The following is a 15,675-nucleotide window of genomic DNA, read 5'->3' on the forward strand; positions in this document are numbered from 1 at the left end:
TGCCCCCCCATCGCGCAAAGCGCGATCCCCCCGAGGATATTTTTGGCCAGATGAAGGGGCGGATCGGTGCTGTTCGTCTGAGGCGTGTCAGGCGGCCAGGACGGCAGCTGCGGCCTCGAGCGCGCCTTTGCCACGGGGGATATCAAGCGCGGTCATGGCCGTTTCCATACCGCCCAGCATCGCCATCACCATCTGCCCGTTGACATGACCCATATGCCCGAGGCGGAAACAGCTGTCGTAGTCCTCCATCCCAAGACCAATGCCCAGTGTCAGACCCAGCTGATGTTCGGTGAACGCGCGCAGGGCCGTGCCGCGGCCTCCGGTCAGGCGCAGGGCAGTGACGGCGTGACTGCGGCGGGCGCGGTCGGCAACGTTCAGATGCAGCGCGCCGCCTTCGGCCCATGTTTCGCAGGCCGCCCAGATGGCGGTGGCCAGACGTTCATGGCGGGCCCAGACCTGTTCGATCCCTTCCGCATGGATCAGGTCGAGCGCAGCACGCAGACCATAGAGGTGATGTGTCGGCGCGGTACCGTCGAAATACTGGTAGAACAGGTCAGGGTTAGCGCGCGGCTGCCAGTCCCAATATCGTGACACACGCGGCATGGCGGCCCGCTTGGCCTGTGCTTTGTCGTTGAAAAAGACAAAGCCTGTGCCTGCGGGGGTCATCAGGCCTTTCTGGCAGGCGGTGACCGTGACATCGACGCCCCATTCATCCATCTCGAACCGGTCGCATCCCAGCGAGGCGATGCAATCGGCCATCAACAGCGCCGGGTGGTCCAGATCGTCGAGAAGTTTGCGCAGCGCCGGGATATCGTTGCGGATCGAGCTTGATGTGTCCACATGAACCGCGAGAACAGCCTTGATCTGGTGGCCTTTATCCGCGCGCAAAGCGTCGGCAATCCGGTCGAGATCCCAGGCAGATGAGGTGCCGAATTCGATCAGTTGCACCTTTGCCCCGATGCCTTCGGCCATCTCGGCCCAGCCATGGGTGAACCGGCCCGAGGCAGGAGCCAGAACGGTTTCGCCGGGGGCGATCACGTTGGACAGAGCGGCCTCCCACGTGCCGTGACCATTGGCAATGTAGATGGCAACGTCATGGCCTGTACGAGCAACCCGGCGCAGATCGCGGGTCAGGTCGGGCATCATGTCGATGAGCGCGCCATCGTAGATATTGGGCGACGGGCGATGCATCGCCTGCAGGACCGCGTCCGGCATCACCGAGGGGCCCGGGATTGCCAAATAAGTTCGCCCCTGGGAGAGGGCAGATGTCTGTGTCATGGGGTCAGCCTGTCTGAGGTGACGCCCACATTACCGAGGGGCTTCGCGGCGTCAATCCGCCAGCTTTGATGCCTCGCGCGCAAGTGTTTCGATCCCGGCCCAGTCACCGCTTTCGACCATCTGCTTGGGCGCGACCCAACTGCCACCGGCGCAGACCACGTTGGACAGGGACAGATAGTCACGGGCGTTGGACGGCGACACCCCGCCTGTCGGGCAAAAACTGATCTGCGGCAGGGGCGCACCGATGGCTTTGAGCGCGGGCGCGCCGCCCGAGGCCTCGGCCGGGAAGAATTTCAGCATGTCATAGCCTTTTTCCAGCAATGCCATCGCTTCACTGGCCGTGGCCGCGCCGGGCAGCAGGGGCAGGCCCTCGGCCTCGCACGCCGCGATGAGCGCGTCGGTTGCGCCCGGAGAGACGCCGAACTGCGCGCCCGCCTCTTTGGCGGCGCGGACGTCTTCGGGTGTGACCAGCGTACCTGCGCCGACCACGCCGCCGGGCACCTTGGCCATCGCGCGGATCGCGTCGAGCGCGGCGGGCGTGCGCAAGGTGACCTCGAGCGCTGGCAGACCGCCGGCGACCAATGCCTCGGCCAGCGGGCGGGCCTGCGCAACGTCATCGACGACCAGAACCGGAACGATCGGCGCCAGTGCGCAGATTTCACGGGTGCGTTGGGATTTGGACATGAGGTTAAACTCCGAAAATGCTGGCACCGGTGTCGGCCGAGCCGACATTCTGGCGGAACGCGCCAAAAAGATCGCGCCCTGCGCCGTGTTGATTGGCGGATAGATCGGTGGTGACGGGCGCGCGGTCCAGAACGCCTGCGGTGAGGATTTCCAGATCACCCCTGACCGCGTCAACACGCAGGATGTCACCGTCCTGAAGGTATGCAATGGGGCCGCGGTCGAGCGCCTCGGGGACAACATGGATGGCGGCGGGCACTTTACCGGAAGCGCCAGACATGCGGCCATCGGTGACCAGCGCCACTTTCTGGCCCCGGCCCTGGAGGATCGACAGCATGGGCGTCAGCGAGTGCAGTTCCGGCATCCCGTTGGCCTTGGGGCCTTGAAACCGGACCACGACGATGACGTCACCGGTGAATTCTCCGGCTTTGAACGCGGCTTTCACCTCATCCTGATCGTGGAACACCCGCACGGGCGCTTCGACGACCTGATGTTCTGGCGCGACGGCTGATACTTTCATGACCCCGGTGCCCAGATTTCCGGTCAGGCGCGACAGGCCGCCGGTGGGCTGGAACGGGTCGCGGGCGGGGCGGACAATCTTGTCATTCAGGCTGTGGCCCGCGCCGTCTTGCCAGGTCAGCTCACCATCGATCAGCTTGGGCTCGCGCGTGTAATTGTGCAGGCCCTGCCCGGCAACGGTCAACGTATCGGGGTGCAGCAAACCTTCTTCGAGCAACGTGCCAATGGTGAACCCAAGTCCGCCTGCGGCGTGGAAGTGATTCACGTCGGCCAGACCGTTGGGATAGACCCGCGCGACCAGCGGGACCACGGCGGAGATATCGGAAAAATCCTGCCAGTCCAGAACGATACCACCAGCGCGCGCCATGGCAATCAGGTGGATCAGCAGATTGGTCGAACCTCCGGTCGCCATAAGGCCGACGATGCCGTTCACAAAGGCCCGTTCGTCGAGCACCTGATAAACAGGGGTATAGCTGTTTCCCAGCGCACTGAGCGACAGGGCGCGGCGCGCGCCCTCTTGTGTCAGCGCGTCGCGCAAGGGCGTGTTGGGATTGACGAAGCTGGAGCCCGGCAAGTGCAGGCCCATGAATTCCATCAGCATCTGGTTGGTGTTGGCGGTGCCGTAGAAAGTGCAGGTGCCGGGACCGTGATAGGCCGCCATTTCGGCGGCCATCAGTTCGTCGCGCCCGACCTCTCCGGCAGCGAATTTCTGGCGGACCTTGGCCTTTTCGTCATTAGGCAGGCCGCTGGTCATTGGCCCTGCGGGCAGGAACACGGCAGGCAGATGGCCGAACGCCTGCGCGCCGATGATAAGACCGGGGACAATCTTGTCGCAGACGCCGAGGAAGACTGCCGCGTCATAGGTGTTGTGGCTGAGTGCTACGCCAGTTGCCAGAGCGATCACGTCGCGTGAAAACAGCGACAATTCCATCCCTGCTTCGCCCTGGGTGACACCGTCGCACATGGCTGGCACGCCACCCGCGACCTGAGCAGTGCCTCCGGCGGCGCGGATCGCGTCGCGGATCAAGGCGGGGTACCGTTCAAAGGGCTGATGGGCGGACAGCATGTCGTTATAGGCGGTAACGATGCCCAGATTGCCCGCCGTGCCGGTGGCCATGGATTGCTGGTCTTCACCCGCACCCGCATAGGCATGGGCCTGACCACTGCAGGACAGGTGCGCACGGGCGGGACCTTTGGATCTGGCCTGTTCCATCCGGTCGATATGGGGACCACGCAGATCGGCGCTGCGGTCGATGATCCGTTTGGTGACGTCGGAAATGACAGAGTGAACCATGATTACCCTCCGATCTGACGCCAGCGACGCCCATCGCGATGCATCAGCATCAGTGCTTCTTCGGGGCCTGAACTGCCCTGATCGTACTTGGCGGGTTTGTCCCCGCGCTGTTCCCAGCCGTGAATGATGGGATCGACCCAGGCCCAGGCGGCCTCGGCCTCGTCCCCACGCATGAACAGGGTCTGATCGCCCCGGATGACATCCATGATCAGGCGTTCATATGCGTCCGGGGATTGCGAGTCATCACCCAACGCGTCGGCAAAACTCATGTCCAGAGCAACATCGGACAGGCGGAACCCGCCCTGCCCCGGTTCCTTTATCGTTGTGCGCAGGGTGATGCCTTCGTCAGGTTGCAAGCGGATCACCAGTACGTTGCCATGCAACGGGCCGACATTGGGAAAGATCGTGTGTGGCGGGTCGCGGAAGAACACCGCGATTTCAGAGGCACGGGCGCGCAGGCGTTTGCCTGTGCGCAGGTAGAACGGCACCCCGGCCCAGCGCCAGTTGCCGATATGGACCTTGAGTGCAATGAAGCTTTCGGTGCGGCTGGCCGGCTTGCCAACGTGATCAAGGTATCCGTCACCGCCCTTGCCCGTGCGATACTGACCACGGGCGATGTCCCTGGGTTCGACTGGTTCCAGCGCCTCGATCACCTTGACCTTCTCGTCACGCACTGCATTGGGAGAGAACTTTGACGGAGGTTCCATCGCGGTCAGGCACAGCAATTGCACCAGATGGTTCTGGATCATGTCCCGCATCGCGCCGGATTGATCGTAATAGGCCCCGCGCCCTTCGACCCCGACGGTTTCCGCCACTGTGATCTGCACATGATCGACATGGGTCGAGTTCCAAAGCGGCTCGAACAGGGAATTCGCAAAGCGCAGCGCCATCAGGTTCTGCACGGTTTCCTTGCCCAGATAATGGTCGATCCGGTAAATCTGGTGTTCCTTGAAACACGCCCGCAAGCCTTCGTTCAGCGCCTTGGCCGAGGCCAGATCATGGCCGAAAGGCTTTTCGACAACGATGCGGCTGTCCGGCGTAGCCAGACCGGCATCATGCAGGCGCTGCGCAATGCCCGAAAATAGGCTGGGACCCACTGACAGGTAAAAGGCCCGCACCACGTCGGGGCGCAGCACCTTGGACAGATCGGACCATCCGGCATCGCCCAGTGCATCTACCGGCACGTATTCAACATGGGACAGAAACCGGTCCAGCGTGTCCTTTTTGAACTTCGGTGCGAATTCCTGCATCGACGCGCGGACCTGATCGCGAAACCCGTCGCTGTCGATATGCGAGCGCGCCGTGCCGATGATCCGCGCCCCATCGGGCATCTGGCCGACCTCGAACCGGTGGTACAGGCCCGGCAGGATCTTACGTTGCGCCAGATCCCCGGTCGCGCCGAACAACACAAGATCGAACGGCTCTACCGGAATTACGCGTGAAACCATCACAGGCTCCTTCTCGAGTTTGCCGATATCAGTCAGCACGGCATGAAACGGCTCTGCGGCACACTGTTACCGCTAACATTGCCTGCGTGATAAAAAGCCCGCGCGAAAAAATCAAGCATAGTTTCCCAAAAAGCGAGGTTTTGCGGGCTATACCTGACTGCGCAGCCATTCCATCACGGCCGGGCGCACGGATTGTTCGCCACGATGGCGTGCGTCCGCGATGATTTTGCGTACCTCCATCAGGTCACACCGCAGCAACAGGCTTTTGACCGGACCAATCGACGCCGGGCGCATCGACAGGGTGCGAATACCCATGGCCGCAAGGCACAGCGCCTCGACCGGGCGGCCCGCATCCTCGCCACAGAAGCTGAGCGGGGTGTCCGAAAGCCCGCACCGTTCGACAATGCGTTCCATCAGGCTCAGGAAACTGACATTCAACGTGTCATAGCGCCGGCGGACCAGTTCATTTTCGCGGTCAGCCGCAAAAAAGAACTGCTTGAGGTCATTCCCGCCGATCGAGATGAAATCGACCTCGTCAAAGAACTTTTGCGGCGCAAAGGCCAGAGATGGAGTTTCCAGCATCGCGCCGACTTCAAGCGTTTCGGGCAGAACATGGCCCAGTCGCTTTTCGCGTTCGATGGTTTTGTTCACCTCCCAGCGGGCTTCGCGATATTCCTCGGCCTGCGCGACAAAGGGGAACATGATGGTCAGCGGGCGGCCATTGGCGGCGCGCAGAAGGGCCTGCAACTGCATCCGCATCACACCGCGTTTGTCCAGACCGACTCGAATGGCGCGCCAACCCAGGGCCGGGTTGGGTTCGGCCACGTGTTTCATATAGGGCAGCACCTTGTCGGACCCGATATCCAGTGTGCGGAACACCACCCTTTTGTCACCTGCCGCATCCAGAACCCGCTGATACTGGGTGACAAGCTCGGACCGTTTGGGCATCTGATTGCGGATCAGGAATTGCAGCTCGGTTCGGAACAGGCCAACACCTTCGGCACCTGATGTTCCCAGCGACGGCAGGTCGGCCATAAGGCCTGCGTTCATCACCAGATTGATGCGCGTTCCGTCGCGTGTGATACAGGGCGTTTCGCGGATCGAGGCATAGCGTTCCTGCGCTTTGGCCTGCATCGCGATCTTGTCGCGGAAGGCGCCGACCACGCTGTCTTCGGGGCGCAGGTGAACAACGCCCTGATCGCCATCCACCAGCACGTGGTCGCCATTCAACGCTTCGGTCGTGATCCGGCCCACATGGACCACCAGAGGGATCGCCAGCGCACGGGCCACAATGGTGGCGTGACTGCCGACTGAACCTTCTTCGAGGATGATCCCCTTCAGCGCCCGCCCGTATTCCAGCAAGTCGCCGGGGCCGATATTGCGTGCGACCAGAATCGGGTCGGGCGGCAGATCGGCGCTGTCGGTTTTTCCCTGCCCGGTCAGAATGCGCAACAAACGGTTGCTGAGATCGTCAAGATCCGCCAGCCGTTCGCGCAGATAGGGATCAGACACCTGCCCCATCCGGGCGCGCGCCTGGGATTGTTCTTTCTCGACCGCGGCTTCGGCGCTTAGCCCCAGGGCAATGTCCTCTTCCATCCGGCGCATCCAGCCTTTGGAATTGGCAAACATCCGGTAGGCTTCCAGCACCTTGAGCTGTTCAGTGTCACCATCCCGGGAAATCTCGAGCATCTTGTCGACGCCGACGCGCAGCTCTTCCACCGCCTCATTCAGTCGTTCGCGTTCCCGGTGCGGGTCCTCGGCGATCGGATTGGTGACAACCACGCGGGGTTCATGTAGCCAGACATGGCCTTCGGCGGAGCCTTCCTGCGCCGGGCCGCCGCGCAGCAGGACCGATTGCTGGTGCCGTGGCGACAGGGCCGCGCCTTCGCCGACAAAGGCGCCCAGTTCGGCCATTTCGGCCAGCACCATGGCCACCACTTCCAGCGCATAGATCTCGTCGGCGGAAAATTCACGCGCTTTGCGGGACTGGACAACCAAAACACCCAGCTTTTCCCCAAGGCGCTGCACCGGCACGCCGAGAAAGGACGAAAACCGCTCTTCCCCGGTTTCCGGCATATACCGGAACCCTTTTTCAGACGGCGCGTCCGGGGTGTTGACCACCTTGCCGGTCTTGGCGACCCGGCCCACCAGCCCCTCGCCCATGCGCATCCGGGTCTGGTGTACCGACTCAGGCGCAAGTCCCTGGGTCGCGCAGAGTTCCAGGGTCTCATCATCGCGGAACAGATAGATCGAGCACACTTCGCTGCGCATGCTGTCAGCGATCAGATGGGTGATCTGATCAAGACGCTCCTGCCCAGCGGCTTCGCTGGCCATCGCCTCGCGCAACCGCCCCAGCAGCTTGCGGGATTCTGTTTCCGTGCCGTCTGCCATGGCCCAACCAATTCAGTGCGTCAGGCGAAACCCTTGGCCGATCAGCTCAGGCCGCCTTGTCCAGTTCAAAGGCATCATGCAGTGCCTGAACGGCAAGTTCCATGTATTTCCTGTCGATAAGAACGGAAATTTTGATCTCGGAGGTTGTGATGACCTTGATGTTGATCCCCTCATCCGAGAGTATCTTGAACATTTTGGCTGCGACACCCGATTGCGAACGCATACCGATTCCCACCACCGAAACTTTGCAGACACCGGTATCAGCGACCAGTTCAGCATAATTGAGCTCGCCCTTGTCCTTGATCGCCATCAGCGCTTTTTCGGCGCGGACCACCTGATCGGTGGGGCACGAGAAGGTCATGTCCGTGCGCCCCTCGTCCGAGATGTTCTGCACGATCATATCGACATTGACGCCCTCATCGCTGAGCGCGGTGAAGATGGTCGAGGCGATACCGGGACGGTCCGCCACTGAAACGACGGTCATCTTGGCCTCGTCACGGGAATAGGCCACACCGGCCACAACATTGGATTCCATGATATCCTCCTCGTCAACGACCAGCGTACCGGCCTCGTCGGATTGTTCTTCGAAACTTGAAAGAACGCGCAGTTTCACCTTGTAGCGCATTGCCAGTTCGACCGAGCGGGTCTGTAGCACCTTGGCGCCCAGCGACGCCAGTTCGAGCATTTCCTCGAACGAGATCCTGTGCAGCTTGCGCGCCTTTTCGCAGATGCGCGGATCGGTGGTATAGACGCCATCCACGTCAGTATAGATATCGCAGCGTTCCGCACCAAACGCGGCGGCAAAAGCCACGGCAGTGGTGTCCGAGCCGCCCCGGCCCAGCGTGGTGATGCGGCCTTCGGGGCTGAGCCCCTGAAACCCGGCTACAACGGCCACTTTCATGCCTTCGTCAAATTTCTGGGTGATGTTCGTGGTCGGGATATCTTCGATCCGCGCCTGGCTGTGCGCACTGGTTGTCAGCAGCGGCACTTGCCAGCCCTGCCAGCTGCGCGCAGGAACATCCATTTCCTGCAATGTCAGCGCCATCAGCCCAGCGGTGACGTTTTCTCCCGAAGATACAACAGCATCGTATTCGCGTGCATCAAACAGCGGCGAGGTCTCGTTCACCCAGCCCACCAGCTCGTTGGTCTTGCCCGACATGGCCGAAACGATGACAATCACGTCATAGCCCTTGGCAACTTCGACGCCAACACGCTTGGCTGCGCGGCGGATGCGGTCCAGGTTGGCAACCGAAGTGCCGCCGAATTTCATAACGAGTACGGGCATGGGGGCAAAAGTCTCCGCGCCTTGGATTAGAGGTCCCGAGCCTCATAAGCGAGGGGCACCCCAAGAGCAAGAGCGCAAACAGGACCCGCCTGTGGCACAGGGCCGCTTTACATTGCGCAGGTGCAGTGTCAGCCTGCGAGTAACAACCAAATCAAGAGGTTCCCCATGTTTCGCCTAGCCCTTGCCGTTACTTTGTTGTCGTCGCCTGCATTGGCGCAGGTTGCCAGTGTGGCAGGCACGGACGGAAAGAATGCACTGGGCAAGGTGCCCTGCGCCGCAAATGCCGGCGACCCGATGCAAAGCTGCAATGCAGAGCTGCGCCACCATGACGACGGCACCACGACGCTGGCCGTGGCTTTGGGGGGTGGCAAGGTGCGCAACATCTATTTCAAGGATGGTGCGCCGGAGTCCAGCAGCTCGACCTCGAAGATGACCTATGAAACGCTGGGTGACCTGCTTGTGGTCTATATTGAACCCGGTGAGGTCTATGAGATTCCCAAAGCGGCACTGACCCGTCAGTAAACGTGCGCCTGACCGTCATAGGTTTCGAAACAGCCGGTTGAGCTGATCGACAGGGCCTCAAAGCGTTCCATCAGGCCGGAGGCGGCCTGATCGACATCAATATCAGCAGCGCCACCGCCCATGTCGGTTTGTACCCAGCCCGGATGATAGATGCCCACGGCGATCCCGTCGGCTTTCAGATCCGTCGCCAGGTTTCGCCCCAGATTCAGCGCCGCCGCTTTGGAGGCGCGGTAGATATAGCTGCCCCCCGGCGCCCGCGTATGGGACGCCATCTGAGACGAGATGATCGCGACCTTGCCGCCTGCGGCGCGCAGATTGGGCAACAACGCCTGAACAGTCAGGAAAACGCCGGTCACGTTGGTGGCAAAGCTTTGCGCCCACATATCGGCGGGGTAGTCGTTGAGCGTGTGCCCCTTGTCCAGATAGACCCCGGCATTGCAGATCAGCAGATCAACGGGCTGGTCTTGCAACTGTTCGGCCATTGCCGCCTGTTGGGCCGGGTCCGACACGTCCAGACGCACCTTTGCGCTGCCATCTCGCGCAGTTCCGGTGACCACGTCACCGCGGGTGCCGTAGCGCACGGCAAGGGCGCGACCGATACCGCGATTGGCACCGGTGATTACGACATGCATGGATCAGTTGGTCTTTCTGCTGGGCAGAAACGGCAGTGGCGCCACCGGCACGCCATCTTCGATCAGCGATTTCGCCTCATCCGGTCTGGCTTCACCGTAGATCGAGCGCTCTGGCGCCTCTCCCAGATGCATCTTGCGTGCTTCGCTTGCAAAATCCTTGCCGACGTAGTCCGAGTTCTTTTCTACATGGCGGCGCATCTCGGCCAGAACTTTCTCGATCTCGGGCGAAGGGGTGGCAACGTTGATCCGTTCGTTGGAAACAGGCGCGTTTTCGGTTTTTCCTTTTGCATTCCGGGCCGGACGGACACGCGGTGTCATGATCGCCTTCGCAACCTGCGCACATCCGCAGATCGCGCAGGTCACCATCTTTGCAGAAGCCAGCTTGTCAAAGGCTTCGGCAGATTGAAACCAGCTGTCGAATGTGTGGCCTTCACTGCATTTCAACGCGTATTGAATCATGTTCAGTCCAAAATTGCGATTGGCGAATAGATACCGACCAGACTGACAATATCAAGCCTCTCTGGTACTATCTTAATGTGTATGGGTCTTAAAGTCGCGTAACAATTCGGCAAGCTCGGGTGATCTGACCTTTTGGGCCGCGTTTTCAGGCGCAAACCACTTGCGCCTGCGCTCGTGCTTTTCGGGGAAGTCCTGCGACATTGTCTGTACATGCAGCGCAAAAACATCAACCAGAATCAAGGTCGGAGGCTGATTTGGGCGGTGCTTGACGTGCAGAAACTGCCCCAGCCCCGCTTTGCTGCATCGCCCCGTCACGCCCGCTTCTTCCCAGGCTTCCTGCACTGCGGTTTCTGATGGGGTCAGCCCGGGGATAAGCCACCCTTTAGGGATAATCCAGCGCTGGGCCTGACGCGTTGTAATCAGCAAAACCTCTGGCTGGCCATGCCGTATCCGGTAACACAGGGCAGCGGATTGCCGCAAAACAGGGTGTTCCGAAGTCTCAGGTAATTCACGCAGCACCGGCCTTGCATTCATCGCGTGACGCACCTTTTGTTCACGTAACGGGTTTGCCCTCCATATAGGCAGGCATGACCCACCTATTTAGCGGCAGCTGCTTTACAAACTACCACATGGAGTGGCATCCGCCAAGTCTGGTGCTTCCGTGCATCTGTTGGCTACATGCGGGTCGACAGCTGTTTCACCAGCTCGTCATGCGGGATATCGGCATCAACCGCCAATCTTCGCAGGCCGAAATGCACGCGCGCAATTTGCTGGTAATAGCGCGAATAGACATAGTTCGTTCCACCACCGGCCAACGCGCCGAGCACCGGGACAGACTGTGCCGCCAGTTTTTGCCCCAGCACGATTGAAAAGCGTGGTGCCACGGCAGCAATCAGACGCTGCATGGCCGGTCCGGTCAGTGTCAGGCGCACCGAGAAAAAGCCAAGATCCGCACCGTCATCATGCGACAGTGGGCCCGATGCGGACAAAACCCGCACACAGTCGAACTTTACGTTCTCGGCAGACGGATCGAAACCTTCGCGTGCAGCGGCCCCCTGAATGGCGCGCAACAGCATGGCGGTTGTTGCAGGCAGCTCCATCAGGGCTGTCGAAACACCGCCCAGTCCACCGGCCGCACCCATGGCCGTAGTAAGCGCGGTATTGACCCAGGGCTGCTGATCAGGGATCGCACGCCGGGACCCTTGAGCCGCGTGCATCGCAAGCCACAACGCCTGCTCGGTGGCCCCTGTCAGGCCGTTCCGAACCGGTTCGGGCAGTTGCTCGAGCAGGGACTCGGCTGATCCGCCCAGCTTGTTCAGCAATTTGACACCGGCCCCTCCGGCAGATCGGTAATAACCCGCCAAACGATCCAGTTCAGCCTCGGCATCCACGTTTTCGACAAGAACCACGTTCTGCATGTGCGTCCTCCTGCCTATCAACATCGGCGTTAAGCCACGCCGATTCAATAGGTCAGCGGGTCCAGCGGGTGACGGCCCCCTGAACTCCGGACCAGACGCCGGGTGTCAGTTCCAACCCCAAAACCCGGTCAGGGTTGGTGGGCGGCGGCATCTCGACACCTTGCAGCCGCGCAAAACCAAATCGCCTGTAATAGGGTTCGTCACCGACCAGCATGACCCGCTGCCATCCGAGTTTGCGCCCGGCTTCAACACCGGCATGGATCAGATACGCGCCCAGACCCTCACCTTGGTGCGTCGGGTGCACGGCAACTGGCCCCAGCAGCAATGCATCGTGTTCGCCCACATGGGCCGGCCAGAAGCGGATCGCCCCAGCCAGAATGCCCTGACCGTCGCGCGCGACCAGAGACAGGCCAGAAACCGGTGGCACATCATCGCGCAACCGGTAGGACGACAACGCCTCACGGCCCGGCGCAAAGCACAGGTCATAGAGGGCCTCGACCTCCCACCAATCGTCCGGCTCTTCCGGCCTGATCCCGAATTGCTGCACACCCGCCCTCTTTTCCTTGCTGGAAATCGCCCTAGCACTTCGTTACGCCTTGGGCAAACGCTTGGAGATATGATGTTCTACCGCCCCGAAGACGGCCACGGCCTGCCGCACAACCCGTTCAACGCCATTATCACGCCCCGCCCGATCGGCTGGATCTCGACCCGTGATGCGGATGGGATCAACAATCTGGCACCCTACTCCTTTTTCAACGGGGTTGCTTACACACCGCCACAGGTGATGTTTGCCACAACCGGCACGAAACACGATCAGGTCGGCGGCAAGGACAGTATCGCCAATATCGAGGCGACTGGCGTATTCTGTGTGAATGTCGTGGCCCATGCGCATCAGGACGCGATGAATGCCAGCTCGGCCAGTCTTCCGAAGGAGGTGGACGAGTTTGCCCATGCCGGATTAACCCCGGTCGAATGCGAAACCATCCCCTGCGCTCGTGTACAAGGCGCCCCGGCGGCGTTGGAATGCAAGCTCACCCAGATCGTGACCCTGCCCGGCGCGGCCAACCGCGTCGTGTTTGGTGAAGTGACAGGCGTGCATCTGCTCGACGACCACATCCGGGAGGGCAAGTTCGATGTAACCTCGTTCAAACCTCTGGCACGTCTTGGGTACCGGGATTATTCGGTCGTGTCCGAGTTGTTCTCGCTCAATCGCCCGGATGATTGAGATTGTCGGGGGGCTCTGCCCCCACCGCCCGTTCCGGGCGGCTCCCCCGGGATATTTTTTGGCCAGATGAAGCAGGGATCCTTCATTCATCTGGCTTCAAATATCCCGGAGCGCGAGGCAGAGCCTCGCAAAAGGATCAGTGGCCGCCCAGAATGCCGGTACGGACAGAATAATCAACCGCCAGTTCGTAATCCGGGTCATCATCACTGTCGACCATCAGGTGGCCTGCCTTGTTCAGCAGCTTGTGGCAATCCCGGCTCAGGTGGCGCAGCATGACGCGTTTACCTGCTGCCTCGTATTTGGCCGCGATGTTTTCGATGGCTTGCAATGCCGACTGGTCCACCACACGGCTTTCAGCGAAATCGACGATGACGGTTTCCGGGTCATTCGGCACATCGAAGAGTTCGATAAAGCCGTCCGATGACCCAAAGAACAGCGGCCCCTGGATTTCATAGACCTTCGCCCCTTTTTCGGTCGCCGAGTCGCGGGTGACTGCGTGGATGCGCTTGGCGTTGTTCCAAGCATAGGCCAGAGCCGAGACAATGACGCCGACAACAACGGCGACCGCGAGGTCTTCCATCACTGTCACCACAGTGACCAGAACGATGACAAAGGCGTCGGTCAGTGGAACCTTGCGCAGGATCTTGAACGAGTTCCACGCAAAGGTGCCGATCACCACCATGAACATCACCCCGACCAGCGCGGCCAGCGGAATCTGCTCGATCAGCGGTGAGGCAAACAGGATGAAGGTCAGCAGAAACAGCGCCGCGGCGATCCCGGCGATACGGGTCCGGCCACCGGATTTCACGTTGATCATCGACTGACCGATCATCGCGCAGCCACCCATGCCACCGAAAAAGCCGGTCGCGATATTCGACGCACCCTGCGCGATACATTCCTGAGAGGCTCCGCCGCGCTTGCCGGTAATCTCGCCCACAAGGTTCAGGGTCAGAAGGGATTCGATCAGGCCAATTGCGGCCAGAATGACGGCGTAGGGCAGGATGATCTCAAGCGTGCCCCAGTTCAGCGGAACCATGGGGATGTGGAAGGCAGGCAGACCACCTTCGATCGAGGCTAGATCACCGACGCGTGGGACATCCAGCCCCAGACCGATCACCAGCGCAGCGACAACCAGAATACCGGCCAGAGGCGCAGGAATGATGCGCGTGATGCGCGGCACCGCCCAGATCACCGCCATGGTCAGTGCCACAAGGCCCAGCATGGTGTATAGCTGCACACCCGAGAGCCATTCTCCACCGCCCATGCCGTGACCGGTGTTTTCCATGGTACCCGGCACCTTGAACTGGCCCATCTGGGCCAGAAAGATCACGATGGCCAAGCCATTCACAAAGCCCAGCATCACCGGGTGCGGCACCAGTCGGATGAAGCGGCCCCAATGCATCGCCCCGGCGATAACCTGGAGTATCCCCATCAGAACCACCGTTGCGAACAGGTATTCGACGCCATGCTCGGCCACCAGCGCCACCATGACGACCGCCAGCGCGCCGGTCGCGCCCGAGATCATGCCGGGTCGCCCGCCGATCAGCGCGGTGATGAGCCCCACAAGGAACGCGGCATAAAGGCCAACCAGCGGATGCACGCCTGCCACAAAGGCAAAGGCCACGGCCTCGGGCACCAGTGCGAGGGCCACAGTCAGGCCGGACAGCAGCTCGATCCGCAGACGAGAGAAGGTCAACCCCTCATCCGGCACCCAGCGCAGATCGGGTATGGCGATACGGTTGGCAAAACTTGCCAGCAAGGCTCGGGGCATTGGACAGTCCTATAGGATTTTATGTTCGCGCGAAGGGGTCGTTGTAGCGGGGGAGCGGCTGTTAAGCCACCGCAGCAGGTGGGATGCAGCCATGCACACAGCGCATAACTTGCCTCTCAGCAACGTGATTTGCGGCGCCGGGGCCAAGTACCCAAATGTGAGTTCATGCGTTGGATAGCCCTCATATTTCTATCGGCCCTGCCCGCTTTTGCCCAGGATTTGCAAGGGAATGACACGGCTGGAAACTGGCGCGTCACGCACCATGAGATTTTCGGTATCTGGAATTCGATTTGTGATGAACGTGACGAAAACGACGCTTTGGTGCAGCGCTGTTACTTACGGCGCGCCGAGGTATTTTCCTCGCGTCCGAAATTTGCGGCCCAATTCATGTTCATCACACCCGAGCCAGATGGTTTCAAAATCGAATTCGGGATTGAGGCGGGTACCTTCTTCAACCCTTCTGGATTCCGCATCGAGAAAGAACAGGATGTGATCTGGCGCACGCGGCGTCCCGGTTGCCTGACAGGGTTAAGCTGTACGTTCGAGGAGCATCGCGCCGACGGCCTGCTGGAAGCCATGCTGAACGGGGATGCGTATCGTTTTGAGTTTCGTGACAGGCATGGTCAATCGCAGGACCTGACGTGGCCGCTGGATGAGTTTGGAGCCGCCTGGGCGGATTTCAACACCCAATCTCAACAGCGTAACCTGCTGGCGAAACAGGAATAGACCTCTTGTCAATTTCGGGTCGAACC

15 protein-coding genes are annotated in these 15,675 nt (G+C 60.8%); 3 read left to right on the forward strand and 12 right to left on the reverse strand.

Annotated features, from left to right (window positions below):
* Window positions 1-87 precede the first annotated feature (87 nt).
* From I9182_RS10155 to I9182_RS10180, 6 genes are all read right to left on the reverse strand, one after another.
* On the reverse strand, window positions 88-1,278 hold the full coding sequence (locus I9182_RS10155) for an aminotransferase class V-fold PLP-dependent enzyme (protein WP_209598162.1): 1,191 nt from the start codon (window positions 1,276-1,278) through the stop codon (window positions 88-90).
* A gap of 51 nt (window positions 1,279-1,329) precedes the next feature.
* A complete protein-coding gene (locus I9182_RS10160) occupies window positions 1,330-1,962 on the reverse strand; it encodes a bifunctional 4-hydroxy-2-oxoglutarate aldolase/2-dehydro-3-deoxy-phosphogluconate aldolase (protein WP_209505652.1) in 633 nt (210 codons plus the stop codon).
* A gap of 4 nt (window positions 1,963-1,966) precedes the next feature.
* Window positions 1,967-3,772, reverse strand: a complete 1,806-nt coding sequence (gene edd / locus I9182_RS10165; protein ID WP_245220531.1) for a phosphogluconate dehydratase — start codon at window positions 3,770-3,772, stop codon at window positions 1,967-1,969.
* A gap of 2 nt (window positions 3,773-3,774) precedes the next feature.
* Window positions 3,775-5,220 (reverse strand): glucose-6-phosphate dehydrogenase, encoded by a 1,446-nt coding sequence (gene zwf / locus I9182_RS10170; protein WP_209598163.1) that lies wholly within the window; start codon window positions 5,218-5,220, stop codon window positions 3,775-3,777.
* Window positions 5,221-5,367: 147 nt separating this feature from the next.
* Window positions 5,368-7,611: a phosphoenolpyruvate--protein phosphotransferase gene (ptsP, locus tag I9182_RS10175; RefSeq protein ID WP_209505648.1), complete on the reverse strand. Its 2,244-nt coding sequence runs from the start codon at window positions 7,609-7,611 to the stop codon at window positions 5,368-5,370.
* A gap of 46 nt (window positions 7,612-7,657) precedes the next feature.
* A complete protein-coding gene (locus I9182_RS10180) occupies window positions 7,658-8,896 on the reverse strand; it encodes an aspartate kinase (RefSeq protein WP_209505646.1) in 1,239 nt (412 codons plus the stop codon).
* Between the two features lie 165 nt (window positions 8,897-9,061).
* Between I9182_RS10180 and I9182_RS10185 the strand changes: the two genes are divergently transcribed.
* The gene (locus I9182_RS10185) at window positions 9,062-9,418 is read left to right on the forward strand and encodes a hypothetical protein (protein WP_209505644.1); all 357 of its coding nucleotides are present in this window, start codon (window positions 9,062-9,064) and stop codon (window positions 9,416-9,418) included.
* Here the strand turns inward: I9182_RS10185 and I9182_RS10190 are convergent.
* The 5 genes from I9182_RS10190 to I9182_RS10210 all read right to left on the reverse strand — a co-directional run bounded on the left by I9182_RS10190 (window position 9,412) and on the right by I9182_RS10210 (window position 12,474).
* Window positions 9,412-10,050, reverse strand: coding sequence for an SDR family NAD(P)-dependent oxidoreductase (locus I9182_RS10190; RefSeq protein ID WP_209598164.1), 639 nt, complete (start codon window positions 10,048-10,050; stop codon window positions 9,412-9,414). The two genes, I9182_RS10185 and I9182_RS10190, sit on opposite strands and share 7 nt — an antisense overlap.
* A 3-nt stretch (window positions 10,051-10,053) precedes the next feature.
* Window positions 10,054-10,509 (reverse strand): DUF1178 family protein, encoded by a 456-nt coding sequence (locus I9182_RS10195; protein ID WP_209598165.1) that lies wholly within the window; start codon window positions 10,507-10,509, stop codon window positions 10,054-10,056.
* Window positions 10,510-10,581: 72 nt separating this feature from the next.
* Entirely contained in the window at window positions 10,582-11,043 is a 462-nt protein-coding gene (locus I9182_RS10200) for an NUDIX hydrolase (protein WP_209598166.1), read from the reverse strand.
* Window positions 11,044-11,183: 140 nt separating this feature from the next.
* The gene (locus tag I9182_RS10205; protein WP_209505635.1) at window positions 11,184-11,927 is read right to left on the reverse strand and encodes an EcsC family protein; all 744 of its coding nucleotides are present in this window, start codon (window positions 11,925-11,927) and stop codon (window positions 11,184-11,186) included.
* 52 nt (window positions 11,928-11,979) lie between these two features.
* Complete coding sequence (locus I9182_RS10210) at window positions 11,980-12,474, reverse strand: N-acetyltransferase (RefSeq protein WP_209598167.1); 495 nt, start codon at window positions 12,472-12,474, stop codon at window positions 11,980-11,982.
* Window positions 12,475-12,546: 72 nt separating this feature from the next.
* On the opposite strand from I9182_RS10210, the gene I9182_RS10215 reads away from it, so the two are divergent.
* The gene (locus I9182_RS10215) at window positions 12,547-13,152 is read left to right on the forward strand and encodes a flavin reductase family protein (RefSeq protein WP_209598168.1); all 606 of its coding nucleotides are present in this window, start codon (window positions 12,547-12,549) and stop codon (window positions 13,150-13,152) included.
* Between the two features lie 136 nt (window positions 13,153-13,288).
* Here I9182_RS10215 and I9182_RS10220 read toward each other — a convergent pair whose 3' ends face one another.
* Window positions 13,289-14,923 carry a SulP family inorganic anion transporter gene (locus I9182_RS10220; protein WP_209598169.1) on the reverse strand — a complete coding sequence of 545 codons (1,635 nt, stop codon included), beginning with the start codon at window positions 14,921-14,923 and terminating at the stop codon, window positions 13,289-13,291.
* A gap of 165 nt (window positions 14,924-15,088) precedes the next feature.
* On the opposite strand from I9182_RS10220, the gene I9182_RS10225 reads away from it, so the two are divergent.
* Complete coding sequence (locus I9182_RS10225) at window positions 15,089-15,649, forward strand: hypothetical protein (RefSeq protein WP_209598170.1); 561 nt, start codon at window positions 15,089-15,091, stop codon at window positions 15,647-15,649.
* The last annotated feature ends 26 nt before the right edge of the window (window positions 15,650-15,675 follow it).

Origin of the sequence: Ruegeria sp. HKCCSP351 (genome assembly GCF_017872535.1) — a bacterium.
GTDB lineage: Bacteria > Pseudomonadota > Alphaproteobacteria > Rhodobacterales > Rhodobacteraceae > Ruegeria.

Excerpts from the sequence above, each read along its gene's own strand:
- I9182_RS10155 (WP_209598162.1), bottom strand. The coding sequence starts at position 1,278 with ATGACACAGACATCTGCCCTCTCCCAGGGGCGAACTTATTTGGCAATC.
- I9182_RS10160 (WP_209505652.1), bottom strand. The coding sequence starts at position 1,962 with ATGTCCAAATCCCAACGCACCCGTGAAATCTGCGCACTGGCGCCGATC.
- edd (WP_245220531.1), bottom strand. The coding sequence starts at position 3,772 with ATGGTTCACTCTGTCATTTCCGACGTCACCAAACGGATCATCGACCGC.
- zwf (WP_209598163.1), bottom strand. The coding sequence starts at position 5,220 with ATGGTTTCACGCGTAATTCCGGTAGAGCCGTTCGATCTTGTGTTGTTC.
- ptsP (WP_209505648.1), bottom strand. The coding sequence starts at position 7,611 with ATGGCAGACGGCACGGAAACAGAATCCCGCAAGCTGCTGGGGCGGTTG.
- I9182_RS10180 (WP_209505646.1), bottom strand. The coding sequence starts at position 8,896 with ATGCCCGTACTCGTTATGAAATTCGGCGGCACTTCGGTTGCCAACCTG.
- I9182_RS10185 (WP_209505644.1), top strand. The coding sequence starts at position 9,062 with ATGTTTCGCCTAGCCCTTGCCGTTACTTTGTTGTCGTCGCCTGCATTG.
- I9182_RS10190 (WP_209598164.1), bottom strand. The coding sequence starts at position 10,050 with ATGCATGTCGTAATCACCGGTGCCAATCGCGGTATCGGTCGCGCCCTT.
- I9182_RS10195 (WP_209598165.1), bottom strand. The coding sequence starts at position 10,509 with ATGATTCAATACGCGTTGAAATGCAGTGAAGGCCACACATTCGACAGC.
- I9182_RS10200 (WP_209598166.1), bottom strand. The coding sequence starts at position 11,043 with ATGAATGCAAGGCCGGTGCTGCGTGAATTACCTGAGACTTCGGAACAC.
- I9182_RS10205 (WP_209505635.1), bottom strand. The coding sequence starts at position 11,927 with ATGCAGAACGTGGTTCTTGTCGAAAACGTGGATGCCGAGGCTGAACTG.
- I9182_RS10215 (WP_209598168.1), top strand. The coding sequence starts at position 12,547 with ATGTTCTACCGCCCCGAAGACGGCCACGGCCTGCCGCACAACCCGTTC.
- I9182_RS10220 (WP_209598169.1), bottom strand. The coding sequence starts at position 14,923 with ATGCCCCGAGCCTTGCTGGCAAGTTTTGCCAACCGTATCGCCATACCC.
- I9182_RS10225 (WP_209598170.1), top strand. The coding sequence starts at position 15,089 with ATGCGTTGGATAGCCCTCATATTTCTATCGGCCCTGCCCGCTTTTGCC.